Source organism: Streptomyces olindensis, assembly GCF_040645895.1.
Classification (GTDB): domain Bacteria; phylum Actinomycetota; class Actinomycetes; order Streptomycetales; family Streptomycetaceae; genus Streptomyces; species Streptomyces olindensis.
In genome coordinates this window covers 1-14,134 of sequence record NZ_JBEYZD010000029.1, presented here as the reverse complement: position 1 = coordinate 14,134, position 14,134 = coordinate 1, and the positions used below count along the sequence as shown (strand labels likewise).

The 14,134-nt window shown below is 72.5% G+C and carries 8 protein-coding genes; 7 read left to right on the top strand and 1 reads right to left on the bottom strand.

Going from position 1 to position 14,134, the window contains the following annotated elements; translation table 11 throughout:
• Nucleotides 1-32 precede the first annotated feature (32 nt).
• Complete coding sequence (locus ABZ948_RS19980; RefSeq protein WP_359761294.1) at nt 33-2,198, bottom strand: RecQ family ATP-dependent DNA helicase; 2,166 nt, start codon at nt 2,196-2,198, stop codon at nt 33-35.
• Nucleotides 2,199-2,341: 143 nt separating this feature from the next.
• Here ABZ948_RS19980 and ABZ948_RS19975 point away from each other — a divergent pair, with 143 nt between their 5' ends.
• From ABZ948_RS19975 to ABZ948_RS19945, 7 genes are all read left to right on the top strand, one after another.
• Nucleotides 2,342-4,207, top strand: coding sequence for a DUF4192 domain-containing protein (locus ABZ948_RS19975; protein ID WP_359761292.1), 1,866 nt, complete (start codon nt 2,342-2,344; stop codon nt 4,205-4,207).
• A 686-nt stretch (nt 4,208-4,893) separates the two neighbouring features.
• The gene (locus tag ABZ948_RS19970) at nt 4,894-6,762 is read left to right on the top strand and encodes a glycogen debranching N-terminal domain-containing protein (protein ID WP_435857541.1); all 1,869 of its coding nucleotides are present in this window, start codon (nt 4,894-4,896) and stop codon (nt 6,760-6,762) included.
• 130 nt (nt 6,763-6,892) lie between these two features.
• Entirely contained in the window at nt 6,893-7,651 is a 759-nt protein-coding gene (locus ABZ948_RS19965; RefSeq protein WP_031116901.1) for an NUDIX hydrolase, read from the top strand.
• 140 nt (nt 7,652-7,791) lie between these two features.
• Nucleotides 7,792-9,999 carry an ABC transporter ATP-binding protein gene (locus ABZ948_RS19960; protein WP_359761287.1) on the top strand — a complete coding sequence of 736 codons (2,208 nt, stop codon included), beginning with the start codon at nt 7,792-7,794 and terminating at the stop codon, nt 9,997-9,999.
• Between the two features lie 161 nt (nt 10,000-10,160).
• Nucleotides 10,161-11,048 carry a FadR/GntR family transcriptional regulator gene (locus tag ABZ948_RS19955; protein ID WP_359761285.1) on the top strand — a complete coding sequence of 296 codons (888 nt, stop codon included), beginning with the start codon at nt 10,161-10,163 and terminating at the stop codon, nt 11,046-11,048.
• A gap of 427 nt (nt 11,049-11,475) precedes the next feature.
• Nucleotides 11,476-13,014 carry an RNA polymerase sigma factor gene (locus ABZ948_RS19950; protein WP_359761283.1) on the top strand — a complete coding sequence of 513 codons (1,539 nt, stop codon included), beginning with the start codon at nt 11,476-11,478 and terminating at the stop codon, nt 13,012-13,014.
• A 136-nt stretch (nt 13,015-13,150) separates the two neighbouring features.
• Nucleotides 13,151-13,987: a serine protease gene (locus ABZ948_RS19945; protein ID WP_359761281.1), complete on the top strand. Its 837-nt coding sequence runs from the start codon at nt 13,151-13,153 to the stop codon at nt 13,985-13,987.
• The last annotated feature ends 147 nt before the right edge of the window (nt 13,988-14,134 follow it).

Below are 14,134 nucleotides of genomic sequence, written 5' to 3'. Positions count from 1 at the left end.
GTGGCGGCGTCGGCCTAGCCCCGGCCATGTCGTCACCCTTGCACGGCCAGCACCAGCGGCAACACCCCCTGGGCACCGGACCGTCGGAGCATGCGGGCCGCGACGGCGAGGGTCCAGCCGGTCTCCGTGTAGTCGTCCACGAGAAGGACCGGCCCGCCGGACCCGGCGAGGGCGGAGGCCAGGGCGGGCGGCACGACCAGGGCCCCGTCGAGCGCCTTGAGGCGCTGGGCGCTGTTGCTCCGGGAACCCGGGTGCGCGTCGCCCGTGTACTCGATGGTGCCCAGCAGCGGCAGCCGGCCGACTTCCGCGATGTGCGCCCCGAGGGAGTGGATCAGCCGGGGCCGGCTCCGGGAGGCGACCGTGACGACGCCGACCGGGCGGGGCTGGGCGTCCGGTCCGCCCGCAGCCCAGCCTCCGGGGCCCTTGGCCCAGTCGGCCAGCACCTCCACCACTGCCTTCGCCACGTCGTCCGGCACGGATTCGTCAGGGGCCTGGGGCGCGAACATGGGCCGCAGCCAGTTTCCCCAGCCGATGTCCGACAGCCGTCCCAACGCCCGCCCCAGTGCGGCCTGTTCGCCGACCGGGATGCGTCCCTTGAGGTCCACACCGATCGCCGGCAGACCGGTGGGCCACATCCGGCGGGGCTCCACCTCCACACCGGCCCGCCCCAGGTCCACGCGAGCGGCGTCGAGCGCCTCCTCGGACGTGTCCGCCGCGAAGCGCGGGCCCGCGCAGTTGTCGCAGCGGCCGCACGGCTTGGCGGCCTCGTCGTCCAGCTGGCGCTGCAGGAACTCCATGCGGCAGTCCGCCGTCGACGCGTACGCGCGCATGGCCTGCTGCTCGGCCTCGCGCTGACGCGCCACCCACGCATAGCGCTCGGCGTCGTACGTCCACGGCTGTCCGGTCGCGATCCAGCCGCCCTTGACCCGCTTGACCGCCCCGTCCACGTCGAGGACCTTGAGCATGGTCTCCAGGCGGGAGCGGCGCAGCTCCACGAGGGGCTCCAGGGCGGGCAGAGACAGGGGTTTCTCGGCGTGCGCGAGGACGTCCAGCGTGCGGCGCACCAGGTCTTCCGAGGGGAAGGCGAGCGACGCGAAGTACTTCCAGATGGCCTCGTCCTCCTTGCCCGGGAGCAGAAGTACTTCGGCGTGCTCCACGCCGCGTCCCGCGCGTCCGACCTGCTGGTAGTAGGCGATGGGGGAGGAGGGCGAGCCGAGGTGCACCACGAAGCCCAGGTCGGGCTTGTCGAAGCCCATGCCGAGCGCGGACGTGGCGACCAGCGCCTTCACCTTGTTGGCGAGCAAGTCCTCCTCGGCCTGCTGACGGTCGGCGTTCTCCGTCTTGCCCGTGTACGACGCGACCGTGTGCCCGCGCTGCCGGAGGAACGCGGTGACCTCCTCGGCGGCGGCCACGGTGAGCGTGTAGATGATCCCGGACCCCGGCAGTTCGTCCAGGTGCTCGGCGAGCCACGCCATCCGGTGCGCGGCGTCCGACAGGCGCAGCACGCTCAGGCTGAGGCTGTCCCGGTCCAGCGGGCCTCGCAGCACGAGGGCGTCCGAGCCGCCGCCGGTGCCGAGCTGCTCCGCGACGTCGGCCGTCACGCGCGCGTTGGCCGTGGCCGTCGTCGCGAGCACCGGCACACCGGGCGGGAGGTCGGCGAGCATCGTCCGCAGCCGGCGGTAGTCCGGCCGGAAGTCGTGGCCCCAGTCGGAGATGCAGTGGGCCTCGTCCACCACCAGGAGTCCGGTGGCGGCCGCGAGCCGGGGCAGCACCTGGTCCCGGAAGTCCGGGTTGTTGAGCCGCTCGGGGCTCACGAGCAGGACGTCGACCTGGCCCGCGGCGATCTCGTCCTGGACGGCCTCCCACTCCTCGGTGTTGGCGGAGTTGATCGTCCGGGCGTGGATGCCGGCCCGGGCCGCTGCCTCGACCTGGTTCCGCATGAGCGCGAGCAGCGGGGACACGATCACGGTCGGACCGCTGCCCTGTGCCCGCAGCAGCGAGGTCGCCACGAAGTACACCGCGGACTTGCCCCACCCCGTGCGCTGGACGACCAGGGCACGGCGTCTGTCGGCGACCAGCGCCTCGATCGCCCGCCACTGGTCCTCGCGCAGCCGGGCCGTTCCCGAGACGTCCCCGACGAGACGGGCGAGGACCGCGTCGGCCGCCGCCCTGAGATCCGCGTTGCTCGTGTGCTCCATGCGTTCCATACAACAGGACGGCACTGACAGCCGGAGCGCTGGACCGCGCGATCGGACACCGCGCTGACCTTTGATGACGTGTCCCTGATCGGACTTATCCACAGGTTCAAGCGGAGGTCTGGATTCCGCGAGATCGTCTCCGCATGACGAATCACAGCGAAGCGACTGGATCCTCCGAAAACGGCGACATCACCGGGCCTGAGGCGCGTGGCGGGCATGAGGAGGGCGGACACCTGACGCGGGGGAGCGACGCGGCCGGGCCGTACGTCCCTGGCCCCCCGTACGACGGCCATGGCGGCGAGCACCAGGTCACCCTGCGCACCCCGGCCGAACTGGCCGACGCCCTGCCGTACCTCCTCGGATACCGCCCCGAGGACAGCATCGTCCTGGTAGCCCTGCACGACAGGGACGGGCGCGGGCGGTTCGGAGGCCGGGCCCGGCTGGGCATCCCCTCGAACCCGGACGACTGGCCGTCCGCGGCCAGGCAACTGGCCCACGGTTTGGTGAAAGGCAGCGAGCGCCGAGGGGTCCGCCCCGAGTCGATGGTCGCCTTCCTGTGCCAGGAACCGGAGAAGGGCCAGTCCGGGCAGCAGGTGATGGAGCGGCTGAGGCCCCTGGCCCACAGGCTGCGCGTCGAGTGCGGATCCCTGGACGTGGTGGTGGTCGAGGCGTTGTGCATCTCGGAGGGCCGCTACTGGTCGTACTGCTGTGACAACGCGGCCTGCTGCCCGCGCGAAGGAGCCACCATGGGCCTGCCCGGTACGTCGGTGCTGGCGGCCGCGGCCACCTATGCCGGGATCCAGGTGCGCGGCACACTGCGAGAGCTGCGGGCGCGGCTGCAACCCTGGGAGAACGCCGCCGCCCTCCAGCAGGAAGCCGCCCTGGACACCGCCAGCATGGCGCTGGTCCCGAGGATCCTCGACGACGCGGGCCGCGCCGAGGTGGCCGGCGAAACGCTGGAACTTGCCGGGAAGGTCCTGGACCGTTTCGCCGAGGCACAGCCGGTCACCGGCACACTCCTGGCGGATCTCCGCGACGACGAACTGCTCGGGCACGACGAGGCCGCCCGGTTGATCCTCGGCCTCCAGGACCGCGCGACCCGTGACCGAGCGGCCGAGTGGATGGAGGGCGACGAGGCCGCACGCGCCCTCCGCCTGTGGCGGACCCTGGCCCGCCGCTGCGTCGGGCCGTACGGCGAGCATGCCGCCGCACCGCTCACCCTCGCCGGCTGGGTCGCCTGGTCCAGCGGCGACGAACTGGAGGCCCGGGAAGCCCTCGCCATGGCCCTGGGCGCGGACCCCGACTACCTCTTCGCCCGGCTGCTGCACCAGGCCTGCAACGAGGGTCTCGACCCGGAGTCGATCCGCACGTGCCTGCGAGCGGAGCGCGAAGGCCGCGGGCGCGTGGTGAACGACGGCGCGGAAGCGGGGGTGGACGGAACGGCATCGCGCTCGGACGGCGCCGCCACTCGGGCGGACGTAACGCAATCACGCTCGGACGGCTCCGTCACTCGGGCGGACGGTGACCAAGCCGTCGGGCGAGAGACAGCCCAGCCCGAGTTGGAGCCGCACTCCGAGCCGCGCCTTGAGTCGCATCCCGAGCCGCGCCCCGAGTCACGCCCTGAGTCGCACTCCGAGCCGCATCTCGAACCGCGCACTGAGCCGCACGCCGAGTCGCACTCCGAGCCTTCGCCCGCGACGTTGCCCTCACGCCGTCGACGCCGGCCCCGTACCGCCGGTGCGTCCGGCGGCACCCCTGCCCGTGCCCGCGCGGCAGACCGTGCCCCGAGCACGGGGGCATCCCGACGGCGTACGCCGTCGGGCACCACGCGCCCTGCCGGTGCTGCGGAAGCCGAAACGCGCCCCGGCCGGGCCACGCCGACGGGATCCGCGGGATCCAGGAGTGCGCGCACACGAGATGCGCGCGCGGTGCGCAAGGCGGCCATGCCCTGCGCAGACACGGGTCAGCAAGACGCGCAGCCCGACCACAGTGGGGAGGGGGAGGAGTGAGTGTCCGGCTGGTGGATGCCAGGCGCAGGGGCCAGGGCGACGGGCGTGACTCGGAGGACGCCCACGCCGTTCACCTGAGTGGCGGAACGGCTGGACGGGCCGTGACGCCGCACTGCCCCTGCCCCGTCGGAGCCCTCCGGCACCGGCGCCGAACTCGATCGAGGCGCACAGAGCGCAGAGGAAGCCTTCCCATGCACCAGCCGACTCCGCCCTCCGCCGCCGACGACCGCCCCTCCCGGGACGCACCCCCGCCGCTCCTCCGGCCAGGTCGTGACCGGACCGGGACCGGCGTTTCGTGGCCGGGAGCCCAGGATGCCTCTCGGCGACCGGCGGCCCGGGTCGACGGTTACGGTCCCAGGTTCCCTGGAGGCACCTCGCCGGTCGCCCCTGCCTCGCCCGACTCACCACCCTCGAGCCCGGACCCACGACCGCCCGACCCGCCCGGCCCGAACCGTCCGCCTGCCCGCTGGGCTGCCCAGAGCCGTCGCCCCGGTCTCCCGTCGGATCACGCTTCGGCCGCGCTGCCCCCGCCCCAAGGCAGGCCGCCATCGTCGACAGGGCAGGCGCCCCTGCCCCGCGGTGCCACGGTGCCCGGACTGCGCTGGTCCGCCGACCTCCCACCCGCCCACACCGTGCTCATCTGTGTCGCCCTTCCCGGCCTGGCCATCTCGACGGAGGCAGGGCAGATGACCGGCCGGGGCCTGGAAGGGTTCTATCGCGCAGGCCGACGCGTGCTCTCCCGGTGCGAGGTCCGCGTTGCCGGACGGGAACCCCTCGCCGTCCAGGCACGGATGGCCACGGCCGACCGCGCCAGGTTCGTGGGGACGCTCCGCACCTCCCCGCAGGCCGGCCCCGACCCGGACGTGCTCGTGGAACGGAACAGGTACGCGGACGGCACCGAGCGGATCACCCTGCACAGTGCGGCTCCCCGGCCGCTGCGTCTGCCGGTCGAGGTGGCCCTGGGGACGGACCTGGCCGACCTCGGGGCGATCGCCTCCGGCAGCGCGGGCCCCGAACTTCCCGCCAGCGTCCACGACTCCGGCCTGCGCTGGTCCTGCGCCACCGGCAACGCGTCCGTCTCGGCCGCGCCGCCTCCCTCGGACGCTCTGGCCTCGGCGGGGCTGCTGAGGTGGGAGCTCGACCTGCCGCCGGGCGGGAGCAGAAGTGTCGAACTGCGGGTGCGGCCGGACGGCGCGGGGCCACTGCGAGCCGTGGGCCGTGCGGCGACCAGCCCTCTCGCCGGGGCGCGCGCGGAAGGCGACGATCTCAGAGTCCCCGCTCTGCTGCGGACGAGCATCGAGGACCTCCAGGCCCTCTTGTTGCGCGACGCCGCCAACCCCGCCGACACCCACCTCGCCGCCGGGGCACCCTGGCGCTGCGGACTGGCCCCCGCCGACGCGCTCGTCGCCGCCCGGATGGTCCTGCCCCTCGGAACCGGCCTGGCCGCGGGGACCTTGCGGATCCTCGCCAGGACCCAGGCCACGGGACGAGGACAGCAGTCCGGGATGATCCCCGGCCCGCGACGGGACGCCGGGCCGCACCTTCCGCCGCAGTGCACCGGAACCGAAGCCACGCTGCTCTTCCCGGCGCTGCTCGCCGAGGCCCGCCGCTGGGGCCTCTCCGAGCAGGAGACGGAGGAGTTGCTGCCCGCCGCGGAGCGCTGCCTGACGTGGCTGCGGACCACCGTGGGTGACGACACCTACCTGCGCGACCCGCATCACGGCGGCCTGGTCCGCTGCGAGACGCAAGCCCACGCCCACCGCGCCGCACTGCTCGGCGCCGATCTGCTGGACGCCTGCGGACGCACGGGCGGGGCAGCGCTCCGGCAGTGGGCGCAGGAATTACGCGCCGCCTTCCGGAAGGACTTCTGGGTCGACGACCTCGGAGGCGGTCGGCCTGCCGTGGCCCGTGCCCCGGACGGCAGGCCCGTGCCCCATCTGAGCGCGGCCGCCGTGCACCTGCTCGACACCGGCTTGTTGGGCGGGGGCGCGCCGGCACCCGGTCTGCTCGACAAGGTCCAGACGGAGCACCTCGCCCGGCTGCTCGGCAGCCCGGTCATGGACTCGGGCTGGGGCCTGCGCGGTCTGGGCGCGAAGGAAGCGGGATACAACCCGTTCGGCCACCGCGCCGGGTCTGTACGGGTCCAGGAGACGGCACTCGCCGTCGCGGGGCTGGCCGCCGCCGGCTACGAGAAGGAGGCGAGTTCGCTGCTGCGCGGCGTCCTGTCGGCCGCCGAGGCCTTCGGCCACCGCCTGCCCGAGATGTACGCGGGCGAACAGCGCACTGAGGGGAGCGCCCCTCTCCCGCATCCCGCGGCCTGCCGCCCGGCGGCCACTTCGGCGGCTTCCGGGGTCCTGCTGCTGACCACGCTGGCCGGCATCCGCCCCGACGCCCCGGCCGGGACGGTCACCCTGCGACCTGTGCGCAGCGCCCCTCTGGGCGAGATCGGCCTCATGGGGCTGAGGGTGGCCGGCGCGCCGTTCTCGGTGCGGGTCAGCCGGCTCGGCCTCGCCATGGTCGAGGAGGCGGCCGACGGGTTGCAACTGGGCGTGTGACCTGGGGCGACAGGCCACCGCCGGATGATCGGGAACAGACACCGGAGCCCGTACCGCACCAAAGTGGATCAGTAGGCGAAGCGACACCGAAGGGAGTGTTTATCGTCAGGCAGACGACTATGATCGCGGCATGCCCTACGACCCGTCAGCCTTTCCGCCCTTTGCCGTCACCGTGGACCTGGTCGTGCTGACCGTGCGCCGCCATGCCCTGTGCGCGCTGGCGGTACGCAGGGGGGAGCCGCCGTTCCAGGGGCGCTGGGCGCTCCCCGGCGGCTTCGTACGGGCCGATGAGGACCTCGCGCAGGCAGCGGCACGCGAGCTGGCCGAGGAGACGGGGCTGCGTGTCCACGACCCGTCCGTCCCCGCACAGGACAACGGCGCTCATCTGGAGCAGCTCGCCACCTACGGCGACCCCAAGCGGGACCCCCGGATGCGGGTCGTCAGTGTCGCCCACCTCGCCCTCGCTCCCGACCTGCCCGCACCAAGGGCCGGCGGGGACGCCAGCAACGCGCGCTGGGCCCCGGTCGAGGAACTACTGCAGCAGGGCGGCTATGGGCGTGACGCCGAGCCGGTAGCGCCGCTCGCCTTCGACCACGCGCAGATCCTGGCCGACGGCGTGGAGCGCGCTCGTTCGAAGATCGAGTACTCGTCGCTGGCCACCGCCTTCTGCCCGCCCGAATTCACCGTCGGAGAGCTGCGCCGCGTCTACGAGGCGGTCTGGGGCGTGGCGCTCGACCCGCGCAACTTCCATCGCAAGGTCACGGGCACCCCGGGCTTCCTCGTCCCCACCGGTGGGACGACCACACGCCAGGGCGGCCGCCCCGCGCAGCTCTTCCGTGCCGGTGGCGCGACCCTGCTCAACCCCCCGATGCTGCGCCCCGAGGTGTGACCGGCGGCCCCGGCGCGGGCGCGATCGTCGCCGGGTCCGCGACGCGATCGGCCCGCGGTCCCGACAAGGCATCGTCGCTCTACCCGAGATAGCCCATGGGATGCCCGGAAAACCGGACATAGCGCGCTATCTTGCTTCGAGTGATCCAGGCCTTCGGACTGACCAGCAATCCCCGCAAAAAGCTTCCGCCCGCAGCGGACGACGTCTCCTTCGAGGCGCGAGCGGGCCGCGTCACCGCGCTGCTGGGAGCACCGGGCGCCGGAAAGACGACAGTCCTCAGACTGATGCTCGAACTCCAACAGGGCCGTGGTGTCACCTACTTCCGGGGCCGCCCCCTGCATCGCATCGCCCACCCCTCACGCGAGGTCGGCGTGCTGCTGGGCGACGTTCCGGGCCACCCGGCCCGCACCGTCCGGGGGCATCTGCGCATGCTGTGCGCCGCGGCGGGGGTGTCGGTCCGGCGTGCCGACGAAGTCCTGGAGACGGTCGGCCTCGTGAGCCTGCGCGACGAACGCCTCGGCACCCTCTCACGCGGCATGGACCGCCGCCTCGGCCTGGCCTGCGCCCTCCTGGCCGACCCGCACACCCTCGTCCTCGACGACCCCACCGACGGGCTCTCCAGCCGCGAGGCCAACTGGTTGCACGGCATGCTCCGCGCCCACGCCACCCAGGGCGGCACGGTCCTGTTCACCACGACCGACCCCAAGGAGGCCGCACGCACCGCCGACCGGGTCGTCACGCTGGAGCAGGGCAGGCTCGTGGCCGACCAGGAGGCCGCCGAGTTCTCCCGCACCCGCCTTCGTCCCCGTGTCGCCGTCCGCAGCCCGCACGCGGCCCGCCTGGCGGCTCTCCTGGCCAAACACGCCCGCACCTCGCAGCGCTCCGTGGAAGTCGTACGAGAGGGCGGCAACCGCCTCTCCGTCTATGGCAGTACCTGCGCGGACATCGGCGAGACCGCCTTCCGGAACGGCATCGTCGTCCATCAACTCGCCGACGAAATCGGAGACATGGGGCCCGGCGCGGGCGCAGGTCCGGCAGAACCTGCCGCAGTCGAGGTAGAAGACGCCGCGGTCGAGGCGGAACACGCCGCGGTCGGACCGGAGCACACCTCGGACGCGCCCCGGATCATTGCTGCGCCCAGGACCGGCGATCCGGAGCCGTCCCTCAGCACGCCTCTGCCGGCGGCCGCAGCAGCAGAACCGAGACCCACACTCGAGCCGCGCCCCACCATGGACACCCGGGGGCCGGCCTCCGACGAATCGTCACCCTCTCGCGGCCGGGCAGACCCCTCCACCGGGCCGCACCAGCCCCCCATCGAGCCGCACGAGCGCTCCACCGAGCCGCACGAGCGCTCCACCGAGCCGCACGAGCGCTCCACCGAGCCGCATGAGCCCTCGACCGAGCCACATGAACGCCCAGAGGTCCTCACGGCCGATGAACCGGGCAACGCCGCCGCCCCGCCGCAGAAGGCGACGCTCCCGCCCTCGCCGCCCCGAGGGCTCCACCCCGCCCACTCCCGCGCGGCCCGCACGCTCGACGCTCTGCCCCCTCTGCCGCCCCCCATTTCCGTCCGCCCCGCCCCCAGCCCCCTCCGCCCGCTCCGTTACGAGATCCGCCGTGCCGCCGGGATCGGCACCGGTTTCCTCACCGGGGCCGTCGTGCTCGTCGTGTCCGCTGTGACCGCCGTAGTGCTCGCCCGTATCGGGCACACCCCGCAGCCGCGCCTGCTGGCCGCGTGGCCGCGGGAACTGCCTCTGCCGCCCGCCGCGCTGGGCGCGGGACTGCTCGGCGCGCTGGCCTTCGGCGACGAGTTCCGCCACCCCGCCCTGGCAGCGGACCACGGCACCGTGCCCCGCCGGCTGGGGCTCCTCGCCGCGAAACTGCTCGTCGCCTCGGTCACCGCGCTGGTGCTGGCCGTTCTCACCGTCGGCTGCGACGCCGAAGTGCTCTATCTCGTCTACGGACGGGAGCTCGCCCAGGTTCCCGCCGACTGGATCGCGCTGAGTGCGAGTTGGCTCGGGCTCGTGGTCGGCTGTGCCTGGGCGGGCGTTCTGGCCGCAGGGGTCTTCCGGTCCACCACGGCCGGGCTCGCCGCGGTGGCCGCCGTGCCCCTGCTCGTCGTACCTGTCGTGCACCGGTTCCTGGACGGACCGTCCGTGCGGACCGCGGCGGGACTCCCCACGCGGCTGCGAGAGGCTCTCCTGCCGCGGTGGCCTTTCGGGGGAGAGCGCTACCTGGAGACCGCGCTCAGGGTGATTTCCCAACCGGTCGGCGGCGCACTGACGTTGTCGCTGACCGCTCTGCTCTGCGCGTATGTGCTCACGACGATGCGGAGCAGAGTGCGGTGACGACTGTCCGTAACTCTTGATCCGGCCATGCGCACAACTCCCCGCAGAACGCCCATTTCTTTCCGATAAGGCGTCAATTGCGACGGGGTGAGCGATCACCCTTTCGTGTGCTTTTCACCAAAGACCTCAAGGGAGTTGGAGACGGCGCCGACAAAGGATGCGTGAGTACCCTTGCGCACACCATGATGACCGCCGCCCGCTCCGCTGACTCCGGCCTCGCGAACCCGGGCGAACTCGACCGCTACCCCTATGCCGAGGCGCCCGCCGTCGACCGGGTCGGGGCCCCTGCCTGGGACGGCGCGGACCCCGAGCTCGGCCGTGTGGGCCGACGAGCCGCGGGCAACCGCGGCCGCGGACTGCACGGCCAACTCGTCCAGCAGCTCGGTCAGATGATCGTCTCCGGAGACCTGGGCGCCGACCGCCCGCTGGTGCCCGAGGAGATCGGCCAGCGCTTCGAGGTCTCCCGCACCGTCGTCCGCGAGTCGCTCCGCGTCCTGGAGGCCAAGGGCCTGGTGAGCGCCCGCCCGAACGTCGGCACCCGCGTGCGCCCCGTCAGCGACTGGAACCTCCTCGACCCGGACATCATCGAGTGGCGGGCCTTCGGGCCGCAGCGGGACGACCAGCGCCGCGAGCTGAGCGAGCTGCGCTGGACGATCGAGCCGCTCGCCGCCCGCCTCGCCGCCGGGCACGGGCGCGAGGAGGTCCAGCAGCGCCTCGTCGACATGGTCGAGATCATGGGACACGCGATGGCCCAGGGTGACGCGCTCACCTTCTCCCGCGCCGACTCCGAGTTCCACTCGCTGCTCATCCAGATCGCGGGGAACCGCATGCTGGAGCACCTCTCCGGGATCGTGTCCGCGGCCCTCCAGGTCTCGGGCGGCCCGGTCACGGGCTGTGACCGGCCGAACGAGACGTCGCTGGCGCACCACAGCCGCATCTGTGACGCCCTCGCCACCGGTGACGGGGCCGCGGCCGAGGCGGCGATGCGGCAACTCCTCACGGTCCACCCCGAGGTGGAACGGGTGGTGCCCGCCCCGCGCGAGCACTGACCGCGTTCCGCGGGCGGCGCGGCCGGGTGTGCCACCCCCCTCCTGTGGCAGCGCCCGATCGGTGAACCGCCTCCCGTCGGACCCCGCGGGATCCTCCGTGATCCCGCGGGGTCCGACGGCGCGAACGGGCCGTGGATCCACCGGCGCGGCCGGTCGCAACCAGAGGTGACCGCCTCTGCCCGCGTCTGACCGTTTTTATTCGCTTACGGGGTGTGACTCGGGCCACGCAGATTGGGCGTAACGCTCGCGGGAAGAACGCGATGACCTAAGAGGTGACAGCCGCGGAGGGAATACGGACGCCGTTCACGGCGCTGTGCATCTTCCCGGCCCCCGCCCGCGCCGTCGGCCCATCCCCAAGCCGGCGGTCGGCTCCTGTCCCCTGTGGACGGTGCCGGAAGCCGTTTTCCAACGTTCCGAGAGGTTGTTCGTGTCGGCCAGCACATCCCGTACGCTCCCGCCGGAGATCGCCGAGTCCGTCTCTGTCATGGCGCTCATTGAGCGGGGAAAGGCTGAGGGGCAGATCGCCGGCGATGACGTGCGTCGGGCCTTCGAAGCTGACCAGATTCCGGCCACTCAGTGGAAGAACGTACTGCGCAGCCTCAACCAGATCCTCGAGGAAGAGGGTGTGACGCTGATGGTCAGTGCCGCAGAGCCCAAGCGCACCCGAAAGAGCGTCGCAGCGAAGAGTCCCGCCAAGCGCACCGCCACCAAGACGGTCGCGGCCAAGGCGGTGACCACCAGGAAGGCCACCGCCACCGCCACGCCGGCGGCGCCCGCCGCCGAGCCCGCCGTCGAGGAAGAGGCGCCCGCCAAGAAGGCGGCAGCCAAGAAGACGACCGCCAAGAAGGCGGCCGCGAAGAAGACCGTCGCCAAGAAGACGGCGGCCAAGAAGACCAGCGCCAAGAAGGACGACGTCGAGCTCCTCGAGGAGGAGGTGCTCGAGGAAGCAGCCCCCGGCAAGGCCGGCGAGGAGCCCGAGGGCACCGAGAACGCGGGCTTCGTCCTCTCCGACGAGGACGAGGACGACGCGCCCGCGCAGCAGGTCGCCGCCGCCGGTGCCACCGCCGACCCCGTCAAGGACTACCTCAAGCAGATCGGCAAGGTCCCCCTGCTCAACGCCGAGCAGGAGGTCGAGCTCGCCAAGCGCATCGAGGCAGGCCTGTTCGCCGAGGACAAGCTGGCCAACGCGGACAAGCTGGCGCCGAAGCTGAAGCGCGAGCTGGAGATCATCGCCGAGGACGGCCGCCGCGCCAAGAACCACCTCCTGGAGGCCAACCTCCGCCTGGTGGTCTCCCTGGCCAAGCGCTACACCGGCCGCGGCATGCTCTTCCTGGACCTCATCCAGGAAGGCAACCTCGGTCTGATCCGCGCGGTCGAGAAGTTCGACTACACCAAGGGCTACAAGTTCTCCACGTACGCCACCTGGTGGATCCGTCAGGCGATCACCCGCGCCATGGCCGACCAGGCCCGCACCATCCGTATCCCGGTGCACATGGTCGAGGTCATCAACAAGCTCGCGCGTGTGCAGCGCCAGATGCTCCAGGACCTGGGCCGCGAGCCCACCCCGGAGGAGCTGGCCAAGGAGCTCGACATGACCCCGGAGAAGGTCATCGAGGTCCAGAAGTACGGCCGCGAGCCCATCTCGCTGCACACCCCGCTCGGCGAGGACGGCGACAGCGAGTTCGGTGACCTCATCGAGGACTCCGAGGCGGTCGTCCCGGCCGACGCGGTCAGCTTCACGCTCCTCCAGGAGCAGCTGCACTCCGTCCTGGACACCCTGTCCGAGCGCGAGGCGGGCGTCGTCTCGATGCGCTTCGGTCTCACCGACGGTCAGCCGAAGACCCTCGACGAGATCGGCAAGGTCTACGGCGTCACGCGTGAGCGGATCCGCCAGATCGAGTCCAAGACGATGTCGAAGCTGCGCCACCCGTCCCGTTCGCAGGTGCTGCGCGACTACCTCGACTAGTCACGGTCGTACGGCGCGGAAGGCCCGGTGCCCCCAGGGGACCGGGCCTTCGTGCTGCCGCCTCTCCGCAGGTGCGGGGTGTCTCCGGGTGGATCACCCTGGGTGTCTCACCGACATCACGGAGTGAGGAGTGCGCATGCGTCGTCGCCTAGCCCGAGCCCTGGCCCGGTCACTGGTCCTGGCAGCCGCGGCATCCGCCATATCCATGGGTTCCACCGCCCCTGTGGCCGCCGACAGCGTGGTCATAGGGGGATTCCCCGTCGACGCGTCGGAGAGCCCGTGGACGGTTGCCCTGTCCAGTCGTGACCGGTTCGGGGGTACGCGCGCGGGGCAGTTCTGCGGCGGCGTGGCGGTCGGCCGGAGCACCGTGCTCACTGCGGCCCACTGCCTGGACGAAGACGTCCTGGGCGGGCCAGCGGAGCGCGTCCGGGACCTCAAGGTCATAGCGGGACGCACAGACCTGCTCTCGGACCGCGGCGGTCAGGAGATCTCCGTGCGGGACACCTGGGTGAACCCGGTGTACGACGGCGTCAGCAACTTCGGGGACTTCGCCGTACTGACCCTGGCCGAACCGCTTCCGTCCGACTCGGTGATCGGCATGGCGGCCGACGGTGACCCCGCGTACGGAGTGGGCATGACCGCGACGGTGTACGGCTGGGGTGACATCTCGGGTGCCGGCGAGTATCCCGGGAGTCTGCGCGCGGCACGTGTGCGCGTGCTCCCCGATGCGCTCTGTGAGGATGCCTATCCGGGCGGTGCCGACGGTACCTACGACGCCAGGAGCATGCTGTGCGCCGGGGAGACGGAGGGGGGCCGGGACGCCTGTCAGGGCGACAGCGGGGGGCCGCTGGTGGCCCAGGGGCGGTTGATCGGACTCGTCTCCTGGGGGACTGGCTGCGGACGGGCCGGCAGCCCCGGCGTCTACATGCGTGTGTCCGACATCATGCGGACGCTCGGCTGGACACGGGTCTGAGGGTGCACCGCGGGCGTCCGGCAGGGCCTGCTGAGCGCTTGTGGCGACGAGGACGGGCGGCTGCCGCGGGGTAAAAAGGGACCCCCCCGCTGAACCCCCAGTGGCCGCGGGCGCCTCGGGGGACGCCAGGAGTGAGCGGGCGTCTTT

Coding starts and splice junctions, on each gene's coding strand:
- ABZ948_RS19965 (WP_031116901.1), top strand. CDS start 6,893: ATGCCCTACGACCCGTCAGCCTTTCCGCCCTTTGCCGTCACCGTGGAC.
- ABZ948_RS19945 (WP_359761281.1), top strand. CDS start 13,151: ATGCGTCGTCGCCTAGCCCGAGCCCTGGCCCGGTCACTGGTCCTGGCA.
- ABZ948_RS19975 (WP_359761292.1), top strand. CDS start 2,342: ATGACGAATCACAGCGAAGCGACTGGATCCTCCGAAAACGGCGACATC.
- ABZ948_RS19970 (WP_435857541.1), top strand. CDS start 4,894: ATGACCGGCCGGGGCCTGGAAGGGTTCTATCGCGCAGGCCGACGCGTG.
- ABZ948_RS19980 (WP_359761294.1), bottom strand. CDS start 2,198: ATGGAGCACACGAGCAACGCGGATCTCAGGGCGGCGGCCGACGCGGTC.